The following is a 26,083-nucleotide window of genomic DNA, read 5'->3' on the forward strand; positions in this document are numbered from 1 at the left end:
TCACAGGCACCAGCTCGCTCCCGACGCATGACATGCTTCTCCGTTGGTGTTGGCGCACATGAGCCCGCTCCCGCCAAACCTCCTCGAGGTCGACAGGCTTACGGTCGCCTTCCCCGGCCATGTCGCGGTGCGCGAGGCGAGCTTCACCATCGCGCCGGCCGAGACCCTGGCCCTGGTCGGCGAATCAGGCTGCGGCAAGTCGGTCATGGCCTTCTCGGTGATGCGCCTGCTGCCGCCCAACGCGCGCGTCGCGAACGGCCGCATCCTGTTCGAGGGCAACGACCTTATGACCGCCTCGCGCGCCGAGATGCGCCGGCTGCGCGGCCGCCACATCTCGCTGATCCAGCAGGAGCCGATGACGTCGCTCAATCCGGTGCTGTCGATCGGCGTGCAGATCGGCGAGGTACTGCGCCGGCACGAGCGCCTGTCGCGGCGGGCCGCCCGCGCCCGCGCCATCGAGCTGCTGGACCTGGTGAAGATCCCCGATGCCCAGCGCCGGGTCGACGACTATCCGCACAATTTGAGCGGCGGCATGCGCCAGCGCGTCATGATCGCCATGGCGGTCGCCTGCCGCCCCAAGCTCCTGATCGCCGACGAGCCGACCACGGCGCTCGACGTGACGACGCAGGCCCAGGTGCTCGACCTGCTGGGAGAATTGCGGCGCGAACTTTCCATGGCCGTGCTGCTGATCACCCACGACCTCGGCGTGGTGGCGCAATGGGCCGACCGCATCGCCGTGATGTATGCGGGACGCATCGTCGAGCGCGCCTCGATCGCACCATTCTTCGCCCGGCCGATGCATCCCTACTCGCACGGCCTGCTGGGCGCGCGCGTCGACGTCGATGCCGAGGAGCACTACCTCACCGACCGGCTGACCGAGATACCCGGCAGCGTCGGCTCGGCGGCTGGCGAGACCGGCTGCTCCTTCGCGCCGCGCTGCCCGATGGTCCAGCCGTCGTGCCGCCTCGCGCCACCGCCCTTGCTCGAGCTGGCCGACGGGCGCGCCGTCGCCTGTCCCATAACCGCCAACCAGGCCGGAGCCCCGCATGGCGCTGCTCTCGGTTAAGGACCTTCACACGCGCTACGCCCAAGGCCGCCAGGTGCTGCGCGCCGTCGACGGCGTGTCGTTCGACATAGAGCGTGGCGAGACGGTCGGGCTGGTGGGCGAATCGGGTTGCGGCAAGAGCACGCTCGGCAAGACCGTGCTGCGCCTCGTGCCGCCGGCCGAGGGCGAGATCAGGCTGGACGGCGTCGACATCACCCGGCTGGGCGACGGCGCCATGGCGCCGCATCGCCGGCGCATGCAGATGATCTTCCAGGATCCATTCGGCTCGCTCAATCCGCGCCAGACCATCCGCACGGTTCTCGACACGGCGCTGAAGGTCCATCAGCAGGGCAATGCCGGCGAGCGCGCCCGGCGCCTGCAGGAGATCATCGCCCGCGTCGGCCTGCCGGCCGATTCGCCCGACCGCTATCCGCACGAATTCTCTGGCGGCCAGCGCCAGAGGATCGGCATCGCCCGCGCGCTGGTTCTCCGGCCGGCGCTGATCGTCTGCGACGAGCCGGTCTCGGCGCTCGACGTCTCTATCCAGGCGCAGATCCTGAACCTGCTGGTCGATCTCAAGCGCGACCTCGGCCTGTCCTATCTCTTCATCTCGCACGACCTCTCGGTCGTGCGCTACTTCGCCGATCGCGTGCTGGTGATGTATCTCGGCCGCATCGTCGAGAGCGCCTCGCACGCCACCTTGTGGCGCGATCCGCGGCATCCCTACACCAAGGCGCTGTTCGCCGCCGTGCCGTCGACCGATCCGACGCACAAGCGCGCCGCGCCGCCGATCAAGGGCGAGCTCACCACCACCATCGCGTCGGGTTGCCGATTTGCGTCACGCTGCCCGGCGGCGACCGACCGCTGCCGGGCCGAGGAGCCGCAATTGCGGCCCGTAGGAGAAGGACATCATGCCGCGTGCCACTTCGCATGAGTTGGGCATTACGCCTGAGTCGATTCGCCTCGCGGTCGATATCGGCGGCACCTTCACCGACGTCGTGCTGGAGACGCCGGACAGGAGCTGGTCGGCGAAGGTGCTCACCACCAAGGCGGCGCCCGAGGACGGCGTGCTCGACGGCATGCAGCGCGCGCTCGCCCTGGCTGGCCTGGCGCCCGGCCAGGTCGGCCTGATCGTCCACGGCACGACGCTCGCGACCAATGCCATCATCGAGCGAAAAGGCGCGCTGACGGCGCTGGTTACCACCAGGGGCTTTCGCGATTCGATCGAGATGGCGCAGGAGAACCGCTTCGAGCAGTACGACATCTTCATCGAGAAGCCCGAGCCTCTGGTGCCGCGCACCTTGCGCTTCACGGTGCCGGAACGGGTCGACGCCAAGGGTGGCGTGCGCCTGGCCCTCGATGAGACGGCCGTCGAGGTGCTGGCCGACACCCTGGCCCGCAAGGGCGTCGAGAGCATCGCGGTCGGCTTCCTGCACAGCTACGCCAATCCGGCACACGAGCGCCGGGCCGGTGAAATCCTCGCGAACAAACTCCCCGGCGTGCGCATCTCTCTGTCGTGCGATGTCTGCCCCGAGGTGCGCGAGTACGAGCGCTTCTCGACGACCTGCGCCAACGCCTACGTCCAGCCGCTGATGGGGCGCTATCTCGAGAACCTGCGCCGGCGCATCGGGCAGGCGGGCTTTTCCTGCCCGATCCTGCTGATGACCTCTGGCGGCGGCCTCACGACCTTGGAAACGGCGGTGCGCTTCCCGATCCGCCTCGTCGAATCCGGCCCGGCCGGCGGCGTGATCCTGTCGACCTGGATCGCCGGGCGCCTCGGCATCGATCGCATCCTGAGCTTCGACATGGGCGGCACCACCGCCAAGATCTGCATCATCGATGACGGCAAGCCGATGGCCTCGCGCAGCTTCGAGGTCGACCGGCGCTATCGCTTCATGAAAGGCAGCGGCCTGCCGGTGCGCATCCCCGTCATCGAGATGGTCGAGATCGGTGCCGGCGGCGGCTCGCTGGCGAGCGTCGACGCCATGAAGCGCATCACGGTGGGGCCTGAAAGCGCCGGTTCCGATCCCGGCCCGGCCTGCTATCGCCTGGGCGGCACGCGGCCCGCGGTCACCGACGCCAATGTCGTGCTGGGCCGCATCGATCCGGACAGGTTCGCCGGCGGCACGATCACGCTCGACGCGGCGCTGAGCCGCACCGCCATCGAGAGCCATGTCGGCATGCCGCTCGACCTCGATGCCACCCTGTCGGCCTTCGGCATCTCCGAGGTCGTCGAGGAGAACATGGCCAACGCCGCCCGGGTCCATGCCGTCGAGCGCGGCGCCGAGCTGGAAGGCCGCACCCTGATCGCCTTCGGTGGCGGCGCGCCGCTCCATGCGGCGCGATTGGCGGAAAAGCTCGGCATCGCCGACGTGCTGATCCCGGCCAGCGCCGGTGTCGGCTCGGCCGTCGGCTTCCTGCGCGCGCCGATCGCCTTCGAGGTGGTGCGCAGCCGCTTCGTGCGGCTGGGCAGCTTCGATGCCGGCTCGATCAACGCGATGTTCGCCGAGATGGAGAACGACGCGGTCAACGTTGTGAAGCTCGGCGCGCCCAACGCCGCGATCACCATCAGCCGCAGCGCCGACATGCGCTATGCCGGCCAGGGTCACGAGATCCTGGTGCAGCTGCCCGACGGGCCCTTTGCCGCCGGATCGGTCGGCGAGCTGCGCAGCCGCTTCGAAGCGGGATACCGCGCGTTGTTCAACCGCGTGGTGCCCGGCGTCGACGTCGAGGTGACGGGCTGGATCCTGCGCGCCGAGGCACCGGCGCCGGGCCGCGCGATCGACCACAGCCCCGCCGGCACACAGACCGATGCGCCGCGATCCTTGTCGGTGGGCAGCCGGACGCTGTTCGATCCGACGCAGCGCGATTTCCAGGACGTGCCGGTATTCCGGCGCAGCGAGCTCGCGCCCGGCAGCGCCGTGCAGGGCCCCGCCATCATCGCCGAGGACGAGACCACCACCATCGTCACGGCCGGCTTCGTCGCCCGCATCGAGCCGTCCGGCGCCATTCGACTCACAGCCAAAGCTGCCGCGCTCCAGGAGGCCGCCCAATGAGAGCCAATCATCCGCTGAACCGCATCGAGTACCAGGTGATGTGGAACCGCCTGATCTCGGTCGTCGAGGAGCAGGCGCAGACCCTGGTGCGTACTGCCTTCGGCACGGCGACGCGCGAGGCGGGCGACCTGTCGGCCGGCGTCTACGACACCAAGGGGCGCATGCTGGCGCAGGCCGTCACCGGCACGCCGGGCCATGTCAATTCGATGGCGATGAGCGTGGGCTACGTGCTCGACAAGGTGCCGCTCGCCAGGATGGCCGACGGCGACGCCTACATCGTCAACGACCCGTGGCAGGGCACCGGGCACCTGAACGACATCGTGATCGTGACCCCGACTTTCAGGCGCGGCACCGCGGTGGGGCTGTTCGCCTGCACCCTGCACGTGGTCGATATCGGCGGCCGCGGCATCATGGGCGCCGCCCAGCAGGTCTACGAGGAAGGCCTCTACATCCCGATCACCAAGATCGTCGACAAGGGCGAGATCAACCAGTGGCTGGTCGACATCATCGCCGCCAACGTGCGCGAGCCGGTGCAGGTGATCGGCGACATCTATTCGGAGATCTCCAGCAACGAGGTCGGCGGCCGCCGCCTGGTCGCCATGATGGACGAGTTCGGGCTGGAGCATCTCGATGACCTCGCCCGCCACATCCTCGACCATTCGCGCGAAGCGAGCCTGGAGGCGATCCGCAAGCTGCCGTTCGGCACCTATCACAACGCGATGATGGTGGACGGCATGAACGGCAAGCCGATGGAGCTCAAGGCCGCACTGACGATCGGACCGGACGGCATCGATGTCGACTTCGCCGGCTCGGCCGGCGTGGTGCAGAACGGCATCAACGTGCCGCTCTGCTACACGGAGGCCTACACGAGCTTCGGCGTGAAATGCATCGTGGCGCCGCACGTGCCCAACAACGCGGCGTCGCTCGCCACCATCCGGGTCACCGCGCCGGACGGCTGCATCCTCAACGCCAAGCATCCCGCGCCGGTGGCGGCGCGCAGCATCATCGGCCAGATGCTGCCCGACGTCGTGTTCGGCTGCCTGCAGCAGGCCCTGCCGCAAGGCGTGCCGGCGGAGGGCACGTCGTGCCTGTGGAACGTCCGCCTGATGGGCGGCATGGGTCGGGTCGACGGCGATCCGGCCGTGCTCGCCAAGGCGACGCCGTTCAACGTCACCTCGTTCCATTCGGGCGGCACCGGCGCGCGACCCAAGCTCGACGGGCTGTCGGCCACCGCCTTCCCGAGCGGCGTGCGCAACGTGCCGGTCGAGATCACCGAGACGATCGCCCCCGTGCTGATCTGGAGCAAGGAGTACCGCACTGATTCGGGGGGCGCCGGCGAGTATCGCGGCGGCCTCGGCCAGATCATGGAGATCGAGAGCGCCGAGGACATGCCGTTCGGCATCTCGACCTCGTTCGATCGGGTGGTCTATCCGCCGCGCGGCCGCGCTGGCGGCAAGGCCGGCATGACCGGCAAGGTCGAGATCGTCTCGGGCAAGACCCTGCCGCCCAAGGCGCATTCGAGCATCCCGGCCGGCGAGCGGCTGCGCGTCAGCATGCCGGGCGGCGGGGGCTACGGCGACCCGCGCCGGCGCGACCCCGCCAAGGTCGCGCGCGACGTGGCGAGCGGGTTGGTGTCGCAGGATGTCGCCCGGACCGTCTACGGCGTCGTGCTGACGGCCGACTTTGCCGTCGACGAACCGGCGACGGCCAAGGCGCGACTGGCGACTGCGGCGGAGTGAGGTCCTCCTCCCCAAGCTTCGCTCGGGGAGGACTTCCTACCCGTGGTCAAGTGGACATCGCATCGTTTTGGCGGACGATGTGGAAGGTGTCCGCGTAATCGCGGACGGAGGGGTCATGGTCTTCCGGATCGCGGGCGTCCCGCCCGCGGTCCGCATGACTCATGACCCCTCCGCCTGCCTGCGCGAAGCCGAAGCGGCTTCGCGCAGGCGGAGGCAGGTCGCGGTAGGATGGCGACACCTCCCCAACTGCGCTGGGGAGGGGAATGACCTCACCAGCCCAGATCGCGGCGGATCCTTGCGGCGGCATCGAGGTGGCGTTCATGGTCGCCGGCGAAGCGCAGCACCAGATGGCTGGCACCGGCATCGACATAGGCCTTCATCCAGGCCGCCGCACCGGCGGCCGAGCCGGCGTAGGACATCTGCCGCTTGCGCGTCTCGTTCGCCGGCATGTTGTAGTAGCGCTCGAGATAGGCGTTGAGCTTGTCGTCGGCGCGGCGCTCGTCGTCGTCGATGGCGAGCGTCAGGTACATTGCGGCCGTCAGCCCCGCCGGATCGCGGCCGGCCGCCCGCGCGCCGGCCTGGACCTCGGCCCATTGCGGTGCGAACTCCGCAATCGCCGGCGAGTTCGGGAACCAGCCGTCGAAATGCTTGCCCGCGCGCGTCCGCGCCGCCGTGACGGCGCCGGCGATCCAGAGCGGCGGCCCGCCGGGGCGATGCGGCGTCGGACCGAGCACGGCGTCCTTCATCTTCCAGCGGCCGTCCCAGGTGACCGGCTTGCCCGTCCACAGGGCGCGGCAGAGCGCCATACCCTCGATCAGCCGGCCGATGCGCTTCTCGAAGGTCACGCCCGCCGCCTCGAACTCGGCGCGGATGTTCGGCCAGTCCGAGGCGATGCCGATCCCCAGGATGATGCGGCCCTCGGCGATGCGATCCAGGGTCGCCACCTGGTGCGCCAGCAGCACCGGATTACGCAGCGCCGGCAGCAGCACGGCCGTGCCGAGCTCGGGCTTGCGCGTGCGCGCCGCCACGGCCGCCAGCAGGGTCAAGGCGTCGTGGCGCGGCCGCGCGAGCAGCGAATCGCCGACCCACAATGAGTCGAATCCCAGCCCTTCGGCCCGTTCCGCGAGGGCGAGCAGCGACGCCGTCTCGTAGCGTCCTTCCATGACCCTTTCGCGAGTCGGCAACAGATATCCCACTTTCGGCATTCGGCATTTCCTCTCGCATGGTTCGCGCGACTCTCGCCGATTTTTGATCCAGATCAACGGCCTCTCGCCCGGCCTCGGCAAGAATGAGCGCAAAACCGGCAACCTGGAGCATGCGATGCCGCTCGGCTGTGCGATCGTCTGGATGGATTCGAAAGAGGCGCATGTCTACAGGTTCAGCATCGATGACGTGGAGCAAGAGCGCATCAAGGCGCGCAGCCCGTTCCGCCACATCCAGCACAGGGCCGGCATGATCGGCGCCGGCAAGGAATATCTCGATCGTGACTACTTCGACCACATCATCAACGCGCTGCGCGGCGTGAGGGAGTGGCTGCTGGTCGGTCCGGGCAACGCACACGACGGACTGCTGGCCCATCTCGATGCGTACGTGCCGTGGCTCAAGGCCCAGATGGTCGGTGTCGCGAGGATGGACTATCCGACGGATGGCGACCTGGTGGATCGCGCCCGCCGAGTCTTCGAGAGGGCCGACGATCTGCAGCCCAGCTCGCCGGCACCGCTGGTCTAAGGTTGGCTCACGGCACCAGCACGGCCGCGCCCTGGAAACGTCCGGCCCGGAGATCGGCCAGCGCGGCATTGGCCTCCTGCAGGGGATAAACGCTGGTGGTCGTCCGCACGCCGGCCTTGCCGGCGATCGCCAGAAACTCCACGGCGTCGCGGCGTGTCAGGTTGGCGACCGACAGCAGATGGCGTTCCTCCCATAGCAGCCGGTAGGGAATCCTCGGGATGTCGCTCATGTGGATTCCCCCGCACACGACGCGCCCGCCCTTGCCGACGGCGGACAGGGCCAAGGGGACGAGATCGCCCACTGGCGCGAACAGGATGGCGGCATCGAGCCGCTCGGGAGGCGCCTCATCGGAACCGCCGGCCCACCGCGCACCGAGTGATCGCGCGTGCTCCTGCGCCTGCACATCGCCCGGCCGCGTGAACGCGTAGACCTCGCGCCCCTGCCAGCGACAGACCTGGGCCAGGATGTGGGCGGCGGCGCCGAAACCGTAGAGACCGATCCGCCGCGCCGGCCCTGCCATGACGAGCGAGCGCCAGCCGATCAGGCCGGCACACATCAGCGGCGCGGTGGCGACCGGATCGGCCAAGTCGCCGAGTTCGAATGCGTAGTCGACATCGGCAATGACATGGCTCGCGAATCCGCCGTCGCGCGAGTAGCCGGTGAAGACCGGGCGATCGCACAGATTCTCGCGGTCAGACCGGCAGTACGGACAGGCGCCACAAGTATGGCCGAGCCACGGCACGCCGACCCGGGCACCGTGCGCTACGCCTACGACGCCCGGTCCAACGGCGTCGACCCGACCGACGATCTCGTGACCGGGCACGATCGGCACGCGAACATCGGCGAGATCGCCGTCGACGACATGCAGATCGGTCCGACAGACGCCGCAGGCCTCGACCCGCACGCGGACCTGACCCGGCCCCGGCTCGGGATCCGCTCGCTCCTCGAGCACGAGTTCCCGTCCAACGGCGGGGAGAACCATCGCTTTCACGGTGCACCTCTCGGCCCGGAGTTTATCAGCGCGACATTCATTCTCCTCCCCAGCTTCGCTGGGGAGGTGTCCGCGTCTTCGCGGACGGAGCGCGCCACTCCGTGGCGCTCAAGCTCTTTCGCTGGGAGTACGCCACTGGTGGCAGAATACTCTACGCCACAGGTGGCACTCTTCCTCCTATCGCCCATGCCATGAGCGCCACTGGAGTGGCGCGCTCGCGGCACATGACCCCTCCGTCGCCGCAAGACGGCGACCCGCGGGAAATGAGCTTCGCCCAGCTCCCTGCAAGCAGGGCAGAGCGCGCCGCCCTACTCCTCGAGGAGCCGCAGTGCGGCCTTGTTGCTGAGCGCGACCGACCGGCTGGACGCACGCAGATCGATCAGGCCGTTCCGAGCGAACTGGGTCAGGGTGCGCGACACGGTCTCGATGGTCAGGCCGAGATGGTCGGCGATGTCGGTGCGCTGCATTGGCAGCTCGAAATGCTCATCGTCGTCGGACAGGCGGTCGGCCATGTCGAGCAGGAAGGTCGCCATCTTCTCCTGCGCCGTCTTGCGGCCCAGCAGCAGCATATGCGACTGGGCGCGTTCCAGGCTGCGCAAGGTGGCCGCCATCACCCGGTTGCCAAACGCCGGGTCCGCCTCGGACATCGCCGCCAGGCGGCTGCGGCGCCAAGCCACAACGGTCACATCGCCGATCGCCTCGGCGGAAAAGCGATGCTCGGCACCGACTTCGATGCCGAAAATGTCACCCGCGAAGTGGAACGCATCGATCAGCCGGCGCCCGTCACTCAACAATTTGCAGGTGCGCACGGTCCCTGACCTGACCTGGTAGAAGCTCTCCGCCGCGTCGCCTTCGCCAAACAGCTCCTCGTCCCTGGAGAACGACCGCACCACGCCGACCGAGAACTCGTGCCGGGTCTCCATCCGCGCCAGGGCCGCGCCACCGGGCAGCCGCAGGCCAATGGCGGAAGCAGGCAGTCTGGAAATCTGGGGGACACTCTCCGTCAGCATCGCGCTACTCCCGTGGTCCGCTTGCGATGACCATTGCGTAGCCCGCGCCGGCGGGCGCCACCATTCGGGTCTTGACCTAAGGGATTCTACGTAGGGCGCTGGCTGCTCGCACCGCGGGGTCACCTGCAACAGCCATGTCCGCGCGCTCATCACCGCCTTGATTGAACCGCGAGCGGCTCGATCAAGTCGGGGGTGCCTCCAGCGCACGGCGGATGCATTCGACCAGCGTCGCATCGGACAGCGGCTTCTCCAGGACGCGGCTCACGCCTAGCTGGTTGGCGCGGCGCAGCAACACCTTGTCGACCTGGCCGCTGATAACGATGGCGGGCAGCGCGATGTGCCGGGAGCGCAGGACGCCGATCAGGGCGATGCCATCCATGTCGGGCATCCTGAAGTCGACGACCAGGCAGCCGCGCTCGGGCAGGGACCTTTCCGCCAGCAGCGCCGCCGGTCCGTCGTACAGACGGACGCGAAACCCCTCCAGTTCGAGCGCGAACTTCAGCGCGGCGCGAACGGCGGCATCGTCGTCGACGACCAGCACAGGTCCCAAGTCAAGCATTCGGCAACGTTTTCCCGAATCGGCAAAATGCCCTGCCTAACCTGTCCGACCGCGCCGACCGCTGCGTTGATCCAGCGCAAACCGCCGCACATTGCCCTGCCGATCAGAGCGCGCCACTCTCGATCAGCGCCATCCGTACGAGATCCGAAAGGCTGTCCGCCTGCATCTTGGTCATCACGTTGGCGCGATAAACCTCGACCGTGCGCGGGCTGATGCCGAGATCGTGGGCAATCACCTTGTTCGCCTTGCCGGCGACCAGCCCGTCGAGCACCTCGCGCTCGCGTTCGGAAAGCGCCTTCAGCCGGTCCTGGATGACGGCCTTGCGCGCTTCGCGCTCGCTGTCCTCGGCGTGGCGCGACAGGGCCATGCGGATGGCGGCAAGCAACACGTCGTCGTCGAACGGCTTCTCGATGAAGTCGACGGCACCGGCCTTCATCGCTTCGACGGCGAGCGCCACGTCGCCGTGACCGGTCATGACGATTACCGGCAGCTTGCTGCCCTGGGCGCGCAGGCGACGCTGCAACTCCAGGCCATCGATCTGCGGCATGCGAATGTCCGTCACGACGCAGCCGGCCTGCACCTCGTCGATCACCCCAAGGAAGGCGACCGCCGAGTCGTGAACCCGCACCGCGAGACCGGCCGTGCTGAGCAGGAACGCCAGGGATTGCCGGACATCAGCATCGTCGTCGATCACATGGACGACCTGGCTAGCCGGCATGGGTCGAAGCCTCCTCGCGTGCGCCGCGCAATGTAAACTTGAAAATCGTACCACCGCCAGCCCGGTCCTCGGCCCAGATTTTCCCGCCATGGGCCTCCACGATCGTACGGCAGATCGACAGCCCCAACCCCATGCCCTTCCGCTTGGTGGTCATGAAGGGCTGAAACAGATGGCGGGCGATCTCGGGCGCCAGGCCCGGGCCGGTGTCGGACACGGTGATCTCCGCTGCGCCCTGCCCGGTCGCGGCCGTGGTGAGCTCGAGCCGGCGAGCGCCTGATACATCGGCCATGCTCTCGATGGCGTTGCGAATGAGATTCACCAGCACTTGCTGAATCTGGATGCGGTCGGCGAACACCTGGTCGGCCTTGGGATCCAGCCGGAACGAGACGTTTACCCGGTTCTCGCGCGCGCCCACCAGGGCCAGGGTGCTGGCATCCTCGATCAGCTTGGCAAGGCTCTCCGCGCGCGGCTCGGTTTCGCCGCGGGCCACGAATTCGCGCAATCGACGGATGATGTGGCCGGCCCGCAGGGCCTGGTCGGCGGCCTTCCCGAGAGCATCGCGCAAGACCGGCGCCGCCTCGCTGTCGACGCCGGCGAGCAGGCGCTGGCAACCCTTGAGGTAGTTGCTGATCGCGGTCAGCGGCTGGTTGAGCTCGTGCGCCAGGGTGGACGCCATCTCGCCTAGGGCGGTGTAGCGCGACATGTGAGTCACTTCCGACTGCAGCTCCTTGAGGCGGCTTTCGGTGAGTTGCTGCTCGGTCAGGTCGCGGATGAAGCCGGTGAAATAGTGGCGCTCGGCCGAGCGCAGCTCGCCCACGGTGAGATGGATGGGGAAGGTCGTTCCATCCTTGCGCTGGCCGACAACGATGCGCCCGATGCCGATGATGTGGCGCTCGCCAGTGGCGAGATAGCGCTTCAGATAGGCGTCATGCCTCTCGCGATCGGGCGATGGCATGAGCATGCTGACATTCTGGCCGGCCGCCTCGGCGAGCGGGTAGCCGAACAGCCGCTCGGCCGTGGCGCTGAGAGACTCGATGCGTCCCTGCTCGTCGATGATGATCATCGCATCGGGAACCGTCTGCAGCACAGATCGCAGCCGCGCCTCGGCCGCCTCCAGCGCCACCGCCACCCCCGACGGCTCGCCCGGCACTGGCCGACCATCTCCGACCGCCTCGATGCTGTGCAGCAGCCATCTGACGGCGCCGTCGTCGCCGAGGACGGGCATGTTCACGACGGCGACCGCCGCCGTCGCCGGCGCGCGCGTGATCGCCTGCCACCCCGGCAACACGATCCGATGCGGCCGGCGGGTACGGCAGACCGTCTCGAGCGAGGCGATCAGTTTCCCGAGCGCGGTTTCGCCCTCGAGAACCTCGCGGATCGACCGGCCGACGATCGCCTCGCGCGTCGCACCACGCGCGCCAAGATAGGCGTCGCTGCAGGCGACGACCGTCAGCTCCGGCGTCAGGAGCAGCTCGGCCCGCGACGATGTCGCGACCCCATCAGCCGCCTGCCGAAGCGCCGCCGAGGAAGGTGAGGTTTCACTCATTCGGTGTCAGGATAGTCTCGTTTGGTCGAAGCGCCAAAGAATGACCTCACCCTGAGGAGCGGCTGCAGGCCGCTCATCAGGGTGAGGTAACTCTTCGGTGATTCAACCTAAAATTTCGCTCCGGCCGCCATCGCCGTTCCCTGCGCCGCCCGCCCGAGCGCGCTTCACGGTCGGATGAAGATCAGCGGATTGTCGTCGTCTAGATTGTCGGCAGCGGCGGTCAGCTCGGAGGCGATGTCGTCGTTGGTCCGATGGCGCTTGAACAGGCGGATCGACTCCGAGAGGAGGCAGCGCGCGACCACGTCCTCCGAGATGCCCTTCCCGGCAGCCTCCGCGAGCGCGGCCTCGACATGGCCGGAAACAAGCAAATGGGCACTCATGATCGCAGCTCTCCCTCTCCCTAGATTGCCCGGGCATGCCGTTGAAGGCCGGGCGTGAAATGACTGTCGAAAGCGGCGCACACCGATCGCACCAAGGGTCTGCCGCGATCGGTGATGTGCAGCAGGTCGCCCTGCCGATTGACCAGGCCGTCCTCGATCAGCCTCGGCAGGTCGTCGATGCCGGCGAGAAAGGAGACCGGCTCGACGTGATGGCGCCGGCAGACCTCCGCCAGATCGACCGCCTGCAAGCACATCAGCCTGTTGATGATCTCGCCGCGCAGCCGGTCGGAATCGCTCAGCGCGACGCCCCGCGCCGTGGCCAGCGCGCCGGTCTCCAGGGCCGCACCATAGCGATCGGCCGCCGCAATGTTCTGGGTGAAGCCGCTGAGCAGGCTGGAGATGGCCGAGGCGCCGATGCCGACGACCCAGGGCGATTCGTCGGCGACGTAGCCCTGGAAGGTGCGGCGCAACCGGCCGCTCGCGTCGGCCCTGGCCAGGCTGTCGTCGGGCCGGGCGAAATGGTCGAGCCCGATCCGCCGATATCCCGCGCCGCTCACCCGTTCCGACACCAGTGCTGCCATCTCGGCGCGCAGCTCCGCTCCCGGCAGCTCGGCTTGGTCGATCAGTCGCTGCCGCGGCTTCATCCATGGGACGTGGGCGTAGCCGAACACGGCAAACCGGTCGGGCTCCAGCGCCAGAGCGGCGTCGAGAGTCCGAGACAGCGTAGCCAGCGTCTGCCGTGGCAGGCCGTAGACCAGATCGATGTTGATCCGGCGTATGCCGGCGGCGCGCAGCCGATCGAGCACGTCCGCGGTAGTCTCCGCCGACTGCAGACGATTGATCGCGTGCTGCACGCCGGGATCGAAGTCCTGCACGCCGAGGCTCGCGCGCGTAACGCCGATCTCTGTCATTGCGTCCACCAGCGCTGCCGTGCAATGGCGCGGGTCGATCTCCATCGACACCTCGGCGCCGCTGCGGCGTTCGAAGCGCGCTGCGAGGTGCCGCGCAACGTCGACGAGCCGCCGCGTACCGAGCTGGGACGGCGTGCCGCCGCCCCACTGGATCGCGCCGACGATCAGCTCCGGCGCCAGCCCGGCCAGGCGATCGAGCTCGAGCAGCATGGCACGGGCGTAGGCGTCGAGCGGCTCGGCGCGGTTCATCGCCATCGTGTTGCAGGCGCAATACCAGCACAGCTGGGTGCAGAACGGGACATGGAAGTAGACCGTGGCGAAGGCGCCACCGAGCTCGCCGAGCCACGCCGCGTGCTCGGCCGGGCCGACGCGTGTGTCGAACTGCGCCGCCGTCGGATAGCTGGTGTAGCGCGGCACCGCCTTGTCGTAGGCGGCGAGCGTGGCTGCATCCATGGCCCTTGCCCCGGCTCGCCCGCGCCTAGTGTGCCATCAGCACGGGGACGGTCATGCTGGCCATCAGGGTCCGGCTCGCGCCGCCCAGCACCATCTCGCGCATCCGCGAATGGCCATAGATTCCCATGACGATCAGGTCGGCATCGTGGTCGGCGGCGCGTGACAGGATGACACTGCCGACATCGGTATCGGCGGCGACGTCGCGCTGCACGGTCACCTTGACGCCATGCCGCGCCAGCCATCCCGCGGCGTCGGCGCCAGGCTCCGCGCCATGGCCCGTCGCCGAGCTCTTGGGATCGATCGCGAGGATGACGACTTTCTCCGCCGCGGTCAGCAGCGGCAATGCATCCGACGCCGCACGAGCGCTCTCCCGGCTGGCGTTCCAGCACAGCAGGATGGTCTTGCCGAGCGGCTTCTGAACGCCGATATGCGGCACGACCAAGGTCGGACGACCTGTCGCCAGGGCGACGGTTTCGGCCAGATCCGACGAGGCCGGCGTCGATTGCTCCGGATCGAACTGGCCGACCACGATCAGATCGGCATAGCGCGCATGGACGGCCAGCTCGTCATCGTCGAAACCTTCGACGACGCGCCAGGCCTGCGACAGATGCCGTCCTTTCATCGCCTTCTCGAAGGCCGCGTTGGCGGCGGTCTCGTCGGCCTTGACGCCGGCCTCGTAGGCCTCAAGCAGCGTCGTTGTCGGCATGCCCCCTTCCAAGAAGGCGGGCGACTGGAACGGCGGCCGGCAATGGAGGCCCACGAGATGGGCGCCCTGGCGTTCCGCAAGGTCGGCGGCGACGGCGAGACGCTGCGAGACCTTGGGGCTCGCGTCGCAATGGACGAGAATTGTCTTGTAAGCCATGGGCAACTCCTCTGCATCGACTCAGTGCCATTCTCTCGGGTGACCAACCTTGACTCAAGTCAAGCAAACGGACGGACGGTCGTGCTCGACTGCGGCATGATGGAGACGTTCAGTCAACTGGCCGCGCTCTGCCGAAGCGCCCTCTCTGGCGGCCCCTGGTTCGACGGCACCTGGGCGATCGCGAGCCTGCCCGCTTCCCTTTTCCTCGCCGGCCTGGTCGGTGGTGCGCTGCATTGTGCAGGCATGTGCGGACCGTTCGTGCTGAGCCAGGTCATGGTGGACGCCGAGCGGACGGCCGATGCGAGGTATGGCGAGTGGCGCCGTCTCGCCGGCGCGGCGCTGGTGCCCTACCATCTCGGCCGGCTGACCACGTACACCCTACTGGGCGCGGTTGCCGGCTCCGTCACCGCCTTGTTCGCCGCGACCGCGACGTTCGGCTGGCTGTCGGGAGGATTGCTCGTCCTGGCCGCCGGCCTGATGGTGGCGCAGGCGCTCGGGCTGACCCTGGGATCCGGCAGAACCTTGCCGAACGTCCTGGCGCGGCCGGCGAGCCGTCTGTCGACCGGCCGGCATGCCGCGACGCGCTATGCCTTGGGGGTCGTCCTGGGTTTCCTGCCGTGCGGCCTGCTCTACGGTGCCCTGGCGGCCGCGGCCGGCGCGGCCTCCACCCTCGAAGGGGCGGCGGTCATGGCCGCCTTCGCCCTTGGCACTGCGCCCGCCTTGCTCGCGGTCGGTTGGGGCGGCCTGATCGTTCGCCGGCGGTTGCGCGAGACGACGCGCTGGTTCGCCGCGCCCCTGTTGCTCGCCAATGCCGGCGTGATGCTGGTGCTGGCGAGCCAACGGTGGTGACCGCTCTCCTCCTCCCCGGCTTCGCTGGGGAGGTGTCCGCTTCTTCGCGGACGGAGAGGTCATGATTCACGGCCCATGACATGACCCCTCCGTCGCCGTAAGACGGCGACACTTCCCCAGCAGAGCTGGGGAGAGAATGACGCTCACGCCTCTCCGAACTGCACGATGTCGCGGTAGGCATGCCAGGTCGCATGGGCCACGACCGGCAGCACGACCACCAGGCCGAGCAGGCCGGGCACCATGGCCATCGTCACCAGGACGACGATCAGCCCGGCCCACAGCAGCATGGGTCGAAGATTGAGCCGCACGGCGGCGACCGACGTGGCGATCGCCTCGAACAGGTTCGACTGGCGACGGTCGAGCAGGTAAGGCATGGAGAACGCCCCGACGGCGAACGCCAAGGCGGCCAGCACCGCGCCGACGGTGATGCCGATTGCCATGAATGGCAGGCTGCGTGCGGAATACCAGGCCAGGTCCATGAAGCGATCCCACGACGGCACGGTGTGCCAGCCGAAGACGGCGAACAACAACTGCGCCACGCGCATCCAGGCAAGGTGCAGCAGCAACAACAGCAGGCCCATCAAGGCGATCTGATCGGGGTTGCGGCGCCACGCCCCGAACATCGCATCGGCGTCGACGGCCAAGCCGCCTTCCAGCCGCCGGCTGATCTCGTACAGGCCGACGGCCATGAACGGGCCGATGAAGAAGAAGCCGGCGCTGAGCGGCAGCACGAGATAGGGCAAATCGCCCCACAGCAGCAGGGCGACCGCCAGCCAGCCGGCGAGGACCGACAGGCTGCCGAAGCACAGGCTGAGCGCGGGCTCGGACCAGAGATCGCTCCAGCCTGCCGCAAGCCACGTCCACGGACGGTCGATCGCGACCCTTCTGATGCGCGGCGGCGGGCCGGCAAACACGGCAACGGTCTCGCTCATGGTCATTCTCTCCCAACTTGCGCCACTTGAGACCGGCCGGCGGCCGGCAGCCTTGACGCAAATCAAGGGCGCGCGCGCCTGCCCTCCCTATGGTCGCCCGACCACAGTGCGGAGAGAGCATGTCCAGCCAAGCCGTCGCGAGCGCCGTTGACCGGCCGCAGCCAGGAGCCCGGCCCCAGCCACGCTACGTCGAGGACGTCGTTCGCGTGGCCGTCGTGCTCACGATGTTCTGGGGCATCGTTGCCTTCCTGGCCGGCGTCGTGATCGCTTCCCAGCTGGTGTGGCCGCAGCTCAGCTTCGACAGCGAATATCTCACCTTCGGCCGGCTGCGCCCCTTGCACACGTCGGCCGCCATCTTCGCCTTCGGCGGCACGGCGCTGATCGGCACCGCCTTCCATGTCGTGCAACGCACCTGCCGCGCCCGCCTGTTCGGCGGCGCGCCGCTCGGCTGGTTCGTGCTGCTGGGCTACCAGTTCTTCATCGTCATGGCCGCCACCGGCTACCTGATGGGCATCACCCAGAGCAAGGAGTACGCCGAGCCCGAGTGGTTCGTCGATTTGTGGCTGACCGTGGTCTGGGTCGCCTACCTGATCGCCTATCTCGGCACCGTGCTGAAGCGCGAAGAACCGCACATCTACGTCGCCAACTGGTTCTATCTCGCCTTCATCATCACCATCGCCATGCTGCACATCGTCAACAACCTGGCGATGCCGGTGTCGATCGTCGGCAGCAAGAGCTACGTCGCCTGGGCGGGCGTGCAGGACGCCATGATCCAATGGTGGTACGGCCACAACGCGGTCGGCTTCTTCCTGACCGCCGCCTTCCTCGGCATGATGTACTACTACATCCCCAAGGCGGCGAACCGGCCGATCTACTCCTACCGGCTGTCGATCGTTCACTTCTGGTCGCTGGTGTTCCTCTACATCTGGGCCGGACCGCATCACCTGCACTACACCTCCCTGCCCGACTGGGCGCAGACGCTCGGCATGGTGTTCTCTGTCATGCTGTGGATGCCGAGCTGGGGCGGCATGATCAACGGCCTGATGACGCTGTCGGGGGCGTGGGACAAGCTGCGCACCGATCCCGGCCTGCGCTTCTCGGTGACGGCTGTCGGCTTCTACGGCATGTCGACCTTCGAGGGGCCTGTCATGTCGATCAAGGCGGTGAACTCGCTCAGCCACTATACCGACTGGACGATCGGCCATGTCCATTCCGGCGCGCTCGGCTGGGTCGCCTTCATCATCTTCGGCACCACCTACTATCTCGTGCCGCGCCTGTGGAATCGCCCGGGGATGTGGTCGACGCGCCTGATCGGCTGGCACTACTGGATCGCCAGCATCGGCATCGTCCTCTACATCACCGCGATGTGGGTGAGCGGCATCATGCAGGGCCTGATGTGGCGTGCCTACGACGAGCTGGGCTTCCTGCAGTACTCCTTCATCGAGACGGTCGCCGCGATGAAGCCCTTCTACGCGATCCGTCTGCTGGGCGGCGTGTTCTTCCTGAGCGGCGGCCTGATCATGGCCTACAACATGTGGCGCACGATCCGCGGCGAGCCCGCGACCGTCTCCGCCGCCCGACCGGCCCTGGCAGCCTAGGAGACGACCCGTGTTCCTGCGTCACGAGACGATCGAGAAGAACGCCATCCTCATGGTGGTCCTGACCCTGATCACCGTATCGATCGGCGGCATCGTGCAGATCATCCCGCTGTTCACCATCGAATCGACGATCGAGCGGGTCGACGGTGTGCGACCCTACTCGCCGCTCGAGGTGCTGGGCCGCAACATCTATGTCCGCGAAGGCTGCTACCTCTGCCACAGCCAGCAGATCCGGCCGTTCAAGGACGAGGTCGAGCGCTACGGTCCCTACAGCCTCGCCGCCGAGAGCATGTTCGACAAGCCGTTCCAGTGGGGCTCCAAGCGCACCGGGCCCGACCTCTCGCGGGTCGGCGGCCGCTACTCCAACGACTGGCACGTCGCCCATCTGGTCTCGCCGCGCGCCGTCGTTCCCGAGAGCATCATGCCGGCCTATCCCGCGCTGGCGGCGCGCCGGCTCGATTACGCGGACGTCGCCCGCCATCTCGAGGCGCTGCGCGCCGTCGGCGTCCCCTACACCGATGCGATGATCGCCAACGCGCGCGCCGACCTGGTGGCGCAGGCCAGTCCCGACGCGGATTCGACGGCACTGCTGGAACGCTATCCGCGCGCCGTGGTCGGCAAGTTCGACAGCCAGTCGGAAGCGATCATGGAGATGGATGCGCTTGTCGCCTATCTGCAGATGCTCGGCACGCTGGTTCGCTTTTCCGATCTGCCGCCAGAACGACTGCGGCAGTAGCGGCTACGCCAACAGGAGAGATCACGATGACCCTCGAGTCATTCAATCAAATCGCCACGTCGGTCTGGACCGTGTGGGCGGTCCTGGTCTTCACCGGAATCGTGTCGTGGGCGTTGCGGCCGGCCAATCGCGGCCGCTTCGAGCAGGCTTCCCGCATCCCGCTCGACGAGGAGTGAGAGGAACAGCATGCCGACGAAGATCGAAAAGGACTCGCTGTCGGGCCGCGACACGACCGGTCACGAATGGGACGGCGTCAAGGAGCTCAACACGCCCCTGCCGACCTGGTGGGTCTACACCTTCTACGCGACCATCGTGTTCGCCGTGGTCTACAGCGCCCTCTACCCGGCCTGGCCGTGGGTCAACAACCACACCACGGGCTGGCTCGGCTACTCCAGTCGCGTCGAGCTCACGCAGGAGCTCGAGGCCCAGGCCAAGGCGCGCGCGGTGTTCGTCGATCGCATCCGCGCGACGCCGCTCGCCGACATCGCCAAGGATCCCGAGCTGTTCAAGTTCGCCCTGGCGGGCGGACGGTCGGCCTTCCAGAACAACTGCATGCAATGCCATGGCGCGGGCGGCGCCGGCAGCACCGGCTTCCCCAACCTGGTCGACGACGACTGGTTGTGGGGCGGCAGCCTGCAGCAGATCTACACCACCATCGAGCACGGCATCCGCAATGCCGACGACAAGTCGCGGCAATCCCTGATGCCACGCTTCGGCGCCGACGACCTCTTGACCGGCGCGCAGATCGCGGCGGTGACCGACTACGTGCTCAGCCTGTCGGGCAAGGGCACCGCGACACCGGAGGGTGCGGCGATCTTCCGCGACCAGTGCGCGGCCTGCCACCAGGCCGACGGCAAGGGCAACCAGGAGCTGGGCGCGCCCAACCTGACCGACGGCCTGTGGCTCTACGGCGGCGATCGCGAGTCGGTCTATCGTACGATCTTCTATGCCCGCAACGGCAGCATGCCGGCGTGGAGCGGACGTCTCGACGAAGCGACGATGAAGATGCTGGCGATCTACGTCCACGCGCTGGGCGGCGGACGCTAGGCATTGGCAGGCTGTCATGGGGGTCCGTTTGCAGCACGACGACGATGCGGTCTCGCTGCGCCAGCAGAAGGCGGAGCTGCCGCTCTATGTGTCGCGCATCAAGGTCTATCCGCGCGCCGTCGGCGGCAAGTGGCGCCGCATCAAGTGGTCCGTCCTGGTCCTGCTGCTCGGCCTCTACTATGCGGTGCCCTGGCTGCGCTGGGATCGCGGTCCCGGCGCCCCCAGCCAGGCTATCCTGATCGACCTCGATGGGCGGCGCGGCTGGTTCTTCGACGTCGTCATCTGGCCGCAGGAAGTCTATTTCGTCACCGGCATCCTGATCCTGGCGGCGTTCGGTCTGTTCCTGGCGACGTCGCTGTTCGGGCGGGTGTGGTGCGGCTTCACGTGTCCGCAGACCGTGTGGACCGACCTCTTCATGCTGGTCGAACGCTTGATCGAGGGCGATCGCAACCAGCGCATGCGGCTCGACCGGGCGCCGCTGACGGCAGGAAAGGCGGCCCGCAAGACCCTGAAGCATGCGGCCTGGCTGATCATCGCCGCGGCAACCGGCGGCGCCTGGGTGTTCTACTTCGTCGATGCGCCGAGCACGCTCGGCAAGCTGTTCAACGGCACCGCCTCGCTCGAGGTGTATTTCTTCATCGGCCTGCTGACCGCCACGACCTACACCCTGGCCGGCTGGGCACGCGAGCAAGTCTGCACCTACATGTGCCCGTGGCCGCGCTTCCAGGCGGCGATGCTCGACGAGCAGAGCCTGATCGTCACCTACCAGAAATGGCGCGGCGAGCCGCGCGGCAAGCACAAGGCCGGCCAGAGCTGGGACAATCGCGGCGACTGCGTCGATTGCAGCCTGTGCGTCGCCGTCTGCCCGACCGGCATCGACATCCGCGACGGCCAGCAAATCGAATGCATCGGCTGCAGCCTGTGCGTCGATGCCTGCACCCAGACCATGGAAAAGGTCGGCCGTCCCACCGGGCTCATTCGCTGGGACACGCTGGCCAGTCAGCAGGCCAAGGAGAAAGGCCTGCCGGGCGCGCGGTGGAAGCCGGTGCGGGCGCGCACCCTGCTTTATGGGCTGCTGCTCGGCGTCGTCGCGGCGGTCATGCTGGGCGCCTTCCTCCTGCGCACCGAGACCGAGCTCACCGTGCAGCGCGACCGCAGCCCCAACTTCGTGCGGTTGTCGAACGGCGACATCCGCAATTCCTACACCATCAAGATCCTGAACAAGCGCCAGGACGAGCAGCGCTTCACGCTCGCCCTGGCCGGCCTGCCCGCCGCACGGCTCGGCTTCATCGGCGCCGAGATCGAAGGCGATGCGGCCACGCCGCGCCTGCTCGTGCATGCCGACAGCGTCGGCACGTTCCGGATCTTCGTCACGGTGCCGCCGGCGGCGGCGCCGGCCGGCTCCCGCGCCCTGGAATTCTCGGTTCTCGGCACCGACGGCCGGCGGCGCGCCTCGCACGACGCGGTCTTCGTCGGACCGGAGCGGTGAGGAACGAGGTCATGGTCATGGGAACAAACGTGAAAGTTGACCTCACCCTGAAGAGCAGCCCGCAGGGCCGCACTCATTCTCCCCCCCAGCTTCGCTGGGGAGGTGTCCGCGTAATCGCGGACGGAGGGGTCATGGCTCATGGACCGCGGGCGTCCCGCCCGCTCATGATCATGAGTATGAGTATGAGTATGAGTATGAGCGGGCGGGACGCCCGCGGTCCACAAGACGATGACCCCTCCGCCGCCGTAAGACGGCGACACCTCCCCAGCGAAGCTGGGGAGGAAAATGAGTGCGCGACGCCCGGGAGCACGTCATGACCACCGTCTCCACTGCCCGCGACCGCCACGTTCCATGGCTCTTCGTCGGAGGTTTCGCCGTCGTGGTCGGCGTCAATGCGATCATGGTCTGGCTGGCCATCGGCTCGTTCTCTGGCCTCTACACCCCGCAGCCGCGCCAGCGCAGCCTGCACTACAACGAGATCATCGCCCGGCAGGCCGATCGCGACGCCCTGGGCTGGCGGCTCGAAACTTCCTGGCACGCGCCGGAGAACCGCCTCGAGATCGCGGTCGTCGATGCGCGCGGCCGGCCGCTCGGCAATGCGCGTCTCCACGCCGAGCTGGTCCGACCGGTCGAAAAACGTGCGCCCGTGGCCGTCGACCTGGTGGCCGTGGACGGCGGACGCTACGCCGCGACCGTGACGCTGCCGGCACGCGGCAACTGGGATCTCGACGTCGTGATCGACTACGACGGCCGGCGATTCGCGCAGACCCGCCGGATGTTCCTCGAATGACCGGGTCCGCGCTCTTCGCCCCCGTGCTGGACGCCCCGGCGGGCCGGGTCTGCGCCCATTGCGGCGAGACGCTGCGCGGCGCGCCGGAGGCCCGCTTCTGCTGCAGCGGCTGCGCCAGCGCCCACGCCATCATCGGCGCCGCCGGGCTCGGTTCGTTCTATCGCCGTCTCGAGCAGAACCGCGCCCGTCGTCCCGAGCCGCTCGAGACCGACTATGCGAGCCACGTGCGCCCGCGTGGCCGCGACGAGTGCGAGCTCGATCTGCTGGTCGACGGCCTCGATTGCGCCGCCTGCGTCTGGGTGATCGAGAGCCTGCTCGCGCGCAACCCGTCGGTCCTGAAGGCGCGGGCGAACCTCTCGACGCGGCGGCTCGCGTTGCGCTGGCGCGGACCGGCGTCCGACGCCAACGCCCTTGTCGGGCTCGTCGCCGCCCTCGGCTTCCGTCCGGTGCCCTACGATGCCGCCGCCGCCGCAACGGGCGAGGACCGCGAGGCGCGAGCGCTGCTGCGCTGCCTCGCGGTGGCGGGCTTCGCCGCCGCCAACGTGATGCTGCTCTCGGTCGCCATCTGGTCGGGTCACGACGGCTCGATGGGCGAGGCCACCCGCACCCTGTTCCACTGGCTGTCGGCCGCGATCGCCATGCCCGCCGTTGCCTATGCCGGACGGCCGTTCTTCGCCTCCGCCGTGGCGGCGCTCAAGGCCGGCCGCACCAACATGGACGTGCCGATCTCGATCGGGGTGACGCTCGCCTGCATCGTCAGCCTGCACGAGGCCTGGATCGGCGGGCGGCACGCCTATTTCGATTCGGCGATCACGCTGATCTTCTTCCTGCTGATCGGCCGCTATCTCGACCGGCGCGCGCGCGGCCGGGCGCGCGACGCGGTCCGTTCCCTGCTGGCGCTCTCCAAGGTGAACGCCCGGGTGATCGCCGCCGACGGCACGATCGTCTCCCGCCGCGTCGAGACGCTCGCGCCGGGCGACCTGCTGCTGGTCGCGGCAGGCGAGCGGCTGGCGGCCGACGGCGTGGTGAGCGAAGGCCGTTCCGCGCTCGACGCCGCCCTGGTGAGCGGCGAAAGCCTGCCGCAGTCGGTCGGGCCGGGCACGCCGGTGTTCGCCGGCATGGTCAATCTCGGCGCGCCGATCCGGGTTCGCGTCACCGCGTCAGGCGATCGCACCTTGCTGGCCGAGATCGTGCGCCTGGTCGAAGCGGCCGAGCATGGCCGCTCCCGCTTCGTCGCCCTCGCCGACCGGGTGGCACGCGCCTACGCGCCGGTGGTGCACCTCACCGCCCTCCTGACCTTCGTCGGGTGGACGCTGCTGGGCGACCTCGCCTGGGATCGCGCCCTGCTGATCGCCACGTCGGTCCTGATCATCACCTGCCCGTGCGCCCTGGCGCTGGCCGTGCCGGTGGTCCAGGTCATCGCCAGCACGCGCCTCCTGCGTTCCGGAGTCCTGCTGCTCTCGCCTTCGGCGCTCGAGCGCTTCGCCGAGATCGATCGCGTGGTGCTCGACAAGACCGGAACCCTGACCCTTGGCCGGCCCGAGCTGGTCGGTGTCGTCCTGGCGGAAACCCTGCAGAGGGCGGCGGCGATCGCCGCCAACTCTCGCCATCCGCTGGCGCGCGCGCTGGTGCGGGCGGCGGGCGGCGCTGCCCCGGCCGCCGGCGTCGTCGAGCATGCCGGTCAGGGCCTCGAGCAGGCCGCCACGCGCCTGGGCTCGGCGGCCTTTTGCGGCGTCGATGCGGGCGCCGAGGACGGTCATTCGGAATTGTGGCTCGCCGAGCCGGGGCGGCGGCCCGTTCGCTTCGCCTTCGCCGATCGCCTGCGCCCGGACGCGGCCGCGACCGTCTCCACCCTGCGCGACCTTGGTTTGCCGATCGAGCTGCTCTCCGGCGATCGACCCGCTGCAGTTGCGCAGGCCGCGCGCGAGAGCGGTATCGACCGGTGGCAGGCGGAAGCGACGCCGGCCGGCAAGGTCGAGCATCTCCACGACCTCGCCATCGAGGGCCGGCGTGTCCTGATGGTGGGCGATGGCCTCAACGACGCGCCGGCGCTGGCGGCCGCGCACGCCTCGATCTCGCCCTCGAGCGCCGCCGAGGCGACCCAGAACGCCGCCGACGCGGTGTTCCAGGGCGATGCGCTCGGCGCCGTGGTCGACACGCTGGTGGTGGCGCGACAGGCCGCCCGGCTCGCCCGGCAGAATCTGATCCTGGCCCTGCTCTACAATCTTTGCGCGGTGCCGCTCGCGATTGCCGGCGAGGTGACGCCCCTCGTCGCCGCCATCGCCATGTCCTCGTCGTCTCTCCTGGTGATCGGCAATGCCCTGCGGCTCAATGCGGGCCGGCCGCTCCGGACGGTGGCGTGATGGACAGCCTTCTGATCCTGGTGCCGGCGGCGCTGCTGCTCGGGCTCACGGCGCTAGCTGCCTTCCTGTGGGCGCTGCGCAACGGCCAGTACGACGACCCGGCCGGCGCGGCCGGACGCATCCTGTTCGACGACGACGATTGAGGAGAAGCAAATGTCTCATTGGATCATGGGCATCCTGGCCGCCCTGTTCGGCCTGGTGGGCCTATTCATGGCCGGCAGCGCGCGCGATTCCGGCATCCTGGCCTTCGGCCTGGCGCTGGCGCTGTTCGGCGCGCTGTTCTGCTGGTGGATGATCAAGATCGCCTACGACGAGGCCGAGGAGCGCAGGTAGGCAGCGGAAACCATCGCTGGGCGTTTTACTGCCTCGACCCATCCCCTCATGTATGATGTCCTGCAGGTCGGACGCATTCTTGACCTGCATCAACGCCAGGCGGGGGCCGATGCCGGCACGATCGCCGGCCTGAGAACATCCTCGTCTTCGGAGCAACCCATGAGCCTCAAGCGTATTCGACTGGAACTCGCCCGCACGCCGGACCATCCCAACGGCAGCTCGGATCACGGCTACGAATTCGTCGCGCCGCTCGACGCCAAGGGGCACCTCGACTCCTCGGCCTGGCCCCAGGCCAAGGGGGCTTGCACCGTGCGGCGATTCTGGGCCCGTTCGCCCGACGAGCATGGCCTGCTCATCCACCGTCGCAACGGCAGCTGGGCGTTTTCCTACGAAGCCGGCGACGACGACGACGAGCCGATCTTCCGTTTCGACAAACACAACTTTACGGTCGGCGAGTATGTCACCGTGACCGAGCACGATGGCGTCGCCCGACCGTTCCGCGTCGTCGATATCTCGCCCGCGCTCATCCGCAAGTGAGCGCGATTGCGGCCATGCCCTACTCGGCGGCTTGCGGCTGCTGCTGGAGCCAGCGCCGATATTCCACGTAGGCGAGGGCCATGCCCGCGGCGAACGCGACAAACGCGCCGCAGACCAGCACCAGATAATAGGCCTCGTTCGTTGTCACCCAAGCACTCCCGCTCTTGATTTGCGCGAGATTGGCAAACCGGGAACGGGTGAGGTTTGATCTGGATCAATTGGCGGGAGCGCCATGATCATTCTCCTCCCCACGCCCTGCGTGGGGAGGTGTCGCCGTCTTACGGCCACGGAGGGGTCATGCGTCTTCCGGACCGCGGGCGTCACGCCCCCGCAAGTAGTGACAAGATCGGGCCGGAAGCCCCCGGTCCAACAGAGCAAGAACCCCCACCGGAACGAGCCTAAGTCCCCACG

The 26,083-nt window shown here is 68.4% G+C and carries 27 protein-coding genes; 16 read left to right on the forward strand and 11 right to left on the reverse strand.

All coding sequences use genetic code 11. The features are described 5' to 3' along the window. The first annotated feature begins 58 nt into the window (after positions 1–58). The 4 genes from AB7O82_RS16565 to AB7O82_RS16580 are packed head-to-tail and all read left to right on the forward strand — an operon-like array spanning position 59 to position 5,840. Positions 59–1,066: an ABC transporter ATP-binding protein gene (locus AB7O82_RS16565; RefSeq protein ID WP_428619791.1), complete on the forward strand. Its 1,008-nt coding sequence runs from the start codon at positions 59–61 to the stop codon at positions 1,064–1,066. Further along, positions 1,047–1,979: an ABC transporter ATP-binding protein gene (locus AB7O82_RS16570; protein ID WP_428619792.1), complete on the forward strand. Its 933-nt coding sequence runs from the start codon at positions 1,047–1,049 to the stop codon at positions 1,977–1,979. The genes AB7O82_RS16565 and AB7O82_RS16570 overlap by 20 nt, the downstream gene beginning before the upstream one ends. Further along, the gene (locus tag AB7O82_RS16575) at positions 1,957–4,101 is read left to right on the forward strand and encodes a hydantoinase/oxoprolinase family protein (RefSeq protein WP_428619794.1); all 2,145 of its coding nucleotides are present in this window, start codon (positions 1,957–1,959) and stop codon (positions 4,099–4,101) included. Before AB7O82_RS16570 ends, AB7O82_RS16575 begins: the two co-directional genes overlap by 23 nt. Then, the gene (locus AB7O82_RS16580; protein WP_428619795.1) at positions 4,098–5,840 is read left to right on the forward strand and encodes a hydantoinase B/oxoprolinase family protein; all 1,743 of its coding nucleotides are present in this window, start codon (positions 4,098–4,100) and stop codon (positions 5,838–5,840) included. Before AB7O82_RS16575 ends, AB7O82_RS16580 begins: the two co-directional genes overlap by 4 nt. A gap of 269 nt (positions 5,841–6,109) precedes the next feature. Here the strand turns inward: AB7O82_RS16580 and AB7O82_RS16585 are convergent, their stop codons facing one another. After that, positions 6,110–7,045: an LLM class flavin-dependent oxidoreductase gene (locus AB7O82_RS16585; protein WP_428619797.1), complete on the reverse strand. Its 936-nt coding sequence runs from the start codon at positions 7,043–7,045 to the stop codon at positions 6,110–6,112. Between the two features lie 43 nt (positions 7,046–7,088). On the opposite strand from AB7O82_RS16585, the gene AB7O82_RS16590 reads away from it, so the two are divergent. Then, positions 7,089–7,568, forward strand: coding sequence for a hypothetical protein (locus tag AB7O82_RS16590; RefSeq protein WP_428619799.1), 480 nt, complete (start codon positions 7,089–7,091; stop codon positions 7,566–7,568). A 7-nt stretch (positions 7,569–7,575) separates the two neighbouring features. On the opposite strand, the gene AB7O82_RS16595 is transcribed toward AB7O82_RS16590, so the two are convergent. The 8 genes from AB7O82_RS16595 to AB7O82_RS16630 form a co-directional block, all read right to left on the reverse strand. Continuing rightward, entirely contained in the window at positions 7,576–8,559 is a 984-nt protein-coding gene (locus AB7O82_RS16595; RefSeq protein ID WP_428550431.1) for a zinc-dependent alcohol dehydrogenase family protein, read from the reverse strand. Between the two features lie 308 nt (positions 8,560–8,867). Further along, on the reverse strand, positions 8,868–9,719 hold the full coding sequence (locus tag AB7O82_RS16600) for a helix-turn-helix domain-containing protein (protein ID WP_428619800.1): 852 nt from the start codon (positions 9,717–9,719) through the stop codon (positions 8,868–8,870). Positions 9,720–9,750: 31 nt separating this feature from the next. After that, positions 9,751–10,128 (reverse strand): response regulator transcription factor, encoded by a 378-nt coding sequence (locus AB7O82_RS16605; protein WP_428550437.1) that lies wholly within the window; start codon positions 10,126–10,128, stop codon positions 9,751–9,753. 103 nt (positions 10,129–10,231) lie between these two features. Continuing rightward, positions 10,232–10,846, reverse strand: a complete 615-nt coding sequence (gene fixJ / locus AB7O82_RS16610) for a response regulator FixJ (protein ID WP_428550440.1) — start codon at positions 10,844–10,846, stop codon at positions 10,232–10,234. After that, on the reverse strand, positions 10,836–12,392 hold the full coding sequence (locus tag AB7O82_RS16615; protein ID WP_428550443.1) for a PAS domain-containing sensor histidine kinase: 1,557 nt from the start codon (positions 12,390–12,392) through the stop codon (positions 10,836–10,838). Before AB7O82_RS16615 ends, fixJ begins: the two co-directional genes overlap by 11 nt. Before the next feature lie 164 nt (positions 12,393–12,556). After that, positions 12,557–12,772 (reverse strand): hypothetical protein, encoded by a 216-nt coding sequence (locus AB7O82_RS16620; protein WP_428550445.1) that lies wholly within the window; start codon positions 12,770–12,772, stop codon positions 12,557–12,559. 20 nt (positions 12,773–12,792) lie between these two features. Then, on the reverse strand, positions 12,793–14,136 hold the full coding sequence (gene hemN, locus AB7O82_RS16625; protein ID WP_428619802.1) for an oxygen-independent coproporphyrinogen III oxidase: 1,344 nt from the start codon (positions 14,134–14,136) through the stop codon (positions 12,793–12,795). A 25-nt stretch (positions 14,137–14,161) separates the two neighbouring features. Beyond that, positions 14,162–14,998, reverse strand: coding sequence for a universal stress protein (locus AB7O82_RS16630; protein WP_428550451.1), 837 nt, complete (start codon positions 14,996–14,998; stop codon positions 14,162–14,164). Positions 14,999–15,079: 81 nt separating this feature from the next. On the opposite strand from AB7O82_RS16630, the gene AB7O82_RS16635 reads away from it, so the two are divergent. Continuing rightward, complete coding sequence (locus tag AB7O82_RS16635) at positions 15,080–15,847, forward strand: sulfite exporter TauE/SafE family protein (RefSeq protein WP_428550454.1); 768 nt, start codon at positions 15,080–15,082, stop codon at positions 15,845–15,847. 143 nt (positions 15,848–15,990) lie between these two features. On the opposite strand, the gene AB7O82_RS16640 is transcribed toward AB7O82_RS16635, so the two are convergent. Continuing rightward, positions 15,991–16,779 carry a DUF2189 domain-containing protein gene (locus tag AB7O82_RS16640; RefSeq protein ID WP_428550456.1) on the reverse strand — a complete coding sequence of 263 codons (789 nt, stop codon included), beginning with the start codon at positions 16,777–16,779 and terminating at the stop codon, positions 15,991–15,993. 119 nt (positions 16,780–16,898) lie between these two features. Here AB7O82_RS16640 and ccoN point away from each other — a divergent pair, with 119 nt between their 5' ends. The 10 genes from ccoN (at position 16,899) to AB7O82_RS16690 (ending at position 25,672) form a co-directional block, all read left to right on the forward strand. After that, complete coding sequence (gene ccoN, locus AB7O82_RS16645; RefSeq protein WP_428550459.1) at positions 16,899–18,377, forward strand: cytochrome-c oxidase, cbb3-type subunit I; 1,479 nt, start codon at positions 16,899–16,901, stop codon at positions 18,375–18,377. 10 nt (positions 18,378–18,387) lie between these two features. After that, on the forward strand, positions 18,388–19,113 hold the full coding sequence (ccoO, locus tag AB7O82_RS16650; RefSeq protein WP_428550462.1) for a cytochrome-c oxidase, cbb3-type subunit II: 726 nt from the start codon (positions 18,388–18,390) through the stop codon (positions 19,111–19,113). A gap of 26 nt (positions 19,114–19,139) precedes the next feature. Then, a complete protein-coding gene (locus tag AB7O82_RS16655; RefSeq protein ID WP_428551900.1) occupies positions 19,140–19,289 on the forward strand; it encodes a cbb3-type cytochrome oxidase subunit 3 in 150 nt (49 codons plus the stop codon). Positions 19,290–19,299: 10 nt separating this feature from the next. Then, entirely contained in the window at positions 19,300–20,160 is an 861-nt protein-coding gene (gene ccoP, locus AB7O82_RS16660; protein WP_428619804.1) for a cytochrome-c oxidase, cbb3-type subunit III, read from the forward strand. 16 nt (positions 20,161–20,176) lie between these two features. Next, positions 20,177–21,649 carry a cytochrome c oxidase accessory protein CcoG gene (ccoG, locus tag AB7O82_RS16665; protein WP_428551895.1) on the forward strand — a complete coding sequence of 491 codons (1,473 nt, stop codon included), beginning with the start codon at positions 20,177–20,179 and terminating at the stop codon, positions 21,647–21,649. Positions 21,650–21,962: 313 nt separating this feature from the next. Then, positions 21,963–22,439: a FixH family protein gene (locus tag AB7O82_RS16670; protein WP_428619805.1), complete on the forward strand. Its 477-nt coding sequence runs from the start codon at positions 21,963–21,965 to the stop codon at positions 22,437–22,439. Further along, positions 22,436–24,802: a copper-translocating P-type ATPase gene (locus AB7O82_RS16675; protein ID WP_428619807.1), complete on the forward strand. Its 2,367-nt coding sequence runs from the start codon at positions 22,436–22,438 to the stop codon at positions 24,800–24,802. The genes AB7O82_RS16670 and AB7O82_RS16675 overlap by 4 nt, the downstream gene beginning before the upstream one ends. After that, positions 24,802–24,945, forward strand: a complete 144-nt coding sequence (gene ccoS, locus AB7O82_RS16680; protein ID WP_428551903.1) for a cbb3-type cytochrome oxidase assembly protein CcoS — start codon at positions 24,802–24,804, stop codon at positions 24,943–24,945. Before AB7O82_RS16675 ends, ccoS begins: the two co-directional genes overlap by 1 nt. Before the next feature lie 10 nt (positions 24,946–24,955). Then, positions 24,956–25,135 carry a hypothetical protein gene (locus tag AB7O82_RS16685; RefSeq protein WP_428619808.1) on the forward strand — a complete coding sequence of 60 codons (180 nt, stop codon included), beginning with the start codon at positions 24,956–24,958 and terminating at the stop codon, positions 25,133–25,135. A gap of 48 nt (positions 25,136–25,183) precedes the next feature. Next, entirely contained in the window at positions 25,184–25,672 is a 489-nt protein-coding gene (locus AB7O82_RS16690; protein ID WP_428551886.1) for a hypothetical protein, read from the forward strand. A gap of 19 nt (positions 25,673–25,691) precedes the next feature. On the opposite strand, the gene AB7O82_RS16695 is transcribed toward AB7O82_RS16690, so the two are convergent. Further along, positions 25,692–25,820, reverse strand: a complete 129-nt coding sequence (locus tag AB7O82_RS16695; protein WP_428551883.1) for a hypothetical protein — start codon at positions 25,818–25,820, stop codon at positions 25,692–25,694. Positions 25,821–26,083 lie beyond the last annotated feature (263 nt).

This window comes from Reyranella sp., assembly GCF_050185545.1.
Classification (GTDB): Bacteria; Pseudomonadota; Alphaproteobacteria; order Reyranellales; family Reyranellaceae; genus Reyranella.

Bases quoted from the DNA above. Each gene is read 5' to 3' on its own strand.
- ccoP (WP_428619804.1), top strand. From the start codon at position 19,300: ATGCCGACGAAGATCGAAAAGGACTCGCTGTCGGGCCGCGACACGACC.
- AB7O82_RS16570 (WP_428619792.1), top strand. From the start codon at position 1,047: ATGGCGCTGCTCTCGGTTAAGGACCTTCACACGCGCTACGCCCAAGGC.
- AB7O82_RS16600 (WP_428619800.1), bottom strand. From the start codon at position 9,719: ATGAGCGCGCGGACATGGCTGTTGCAGGTGACCCCGCGGTGCGAGCAG.
- AB7O82_RS16655 (WP_428551900.1), top strand. From the start codon at position 19,140: ATGACCCTCGAGTCATTCAATCAAATCGCCACGTCGGTCTGGACCGTG.
- AB7O82_RS16630 (WP_428550451.1), bottom strand. From the start codon at position 14,998: ATGGCTTACAAGACAATTCTCGTCCATTGCGACGCGAGCCCCAAGGTC.
- AB7O82_RS16640 (WP_428550456.1), bottom strand. From the start codon at position 16,779: ATGAGCGAGACCGTTGCCGTGTTTGCCGGCCCGCCGCCGCGCATCAGA.
- AB7O82_RS16670 (WP_428619805.1), top strand. From the start codon at position 21,963: ATGACCACCGTCTCCACTGCCCGCGACCGCCACGTTCCATGGCTCTTC.
- AB7O82_RS16585 (WP_428619797.1), bottom strand. From the start codon at position 7,045: ATGCCGAAAGTGGGATATCTGTTGCCGACTCGCGAAAGGGTCATGGAA.
- AB7O82_RS16615 (WP_428550443.1), bottom strand. From the start codon at position 12,392: ATGAGTGAAACCTCACCTTCCTCGGCGGCGCTTCGGCAGGCGGCTGAT.
- AB7O82_RS16690 (WP_428551886.1), top strand. From the start codon at position 25,184: ATGTATGATGTCCTGCAGGTCGGACGCATTCTTGACCTGCATCAACGC.
- AB7O82_RS16575 (WP_428619794.1), top strand. From the start codon at position 1,957: ATGCCGCGTGCCACTTCGCATGAGTTGGGCATTACGCCTGAGTCGATT.
- AB7O82_RS16580 (WP_428619795.1), top strand. From the start codon at position 4,098: ATGAGAGCCAATCATCCGCTGAACCGCATCGAGTACCAGGTGATGTGG.
- AB7O82_RS16675 (WP_428619807.1), top strand. From the start codon at position 22,436: ATGACCGGGTCCGCGCTCTTCGCCCCCGTGCTGGACGCCCCGGCGGGC.
- ccoG (WP_428551895.1), top strand. From the start codon at position 20,177: ATGGGGGTCCGTTTGCAGCACGACGACGATGCGGTCTCGCTGCGCCAG.
- ccoN (WP_428550459.1), top strand. From the start codon at position 16,899: ATGTCCAGCCAAGCCGTCGCGAGCGCCGTTGACCGGCCGCAGCCAGGA.
- AB7O82_RS16685 (WP_428619808.1), top strand. From the start codon at position 24,956: ATGTCTCATTGGATCATGGGCATCCTGGCCGCCCTGTTCGGCCTGGTG.
- AB7O82_RS16565 (WP_428619791.1), top strand. From the start codon at position 59: ATGAGCCCGCTCCCGCCAAACCTCCTCGAGGTCGACAGGCTTACGGTC.
- hemN (WP_428619802.1), bottom strand. From the start codon at position 14,136: ATGGATGCAGCCACGCTCGCCGCCTACGACAAGGCGGTGCCGCGCTAC.
- AB7O82_RS16605 (WP_428550437.1), bottom strand. From the start codon at position 10,128: ATGCTTGACTTGGGACCTGTGCTGGTCGTCGACGACGATGCCGCCGTT.
- fixJ (WP_428550440.1), bottom strand. From the start codon at position 10,846: ATGCCGGCTAGCCAGGTCGTCCATGTGATCGACGACGATGCTGATGTC.
- AB7O82_RS16620 (WP_428550445.1), bottom strand. From the start codon at position 12,772: ATGAGTGCCCATTTGCTTGTTTCCGGCCATGTCGAGGCCGCGCTCGCG.
- ccoS (WP_428551903.1), top strand. From the start codon at position 24,802: ATGGACAGCCTTCTGATCCTGGTGCCGGCGGCGCTGCTGCTCGGGCTC.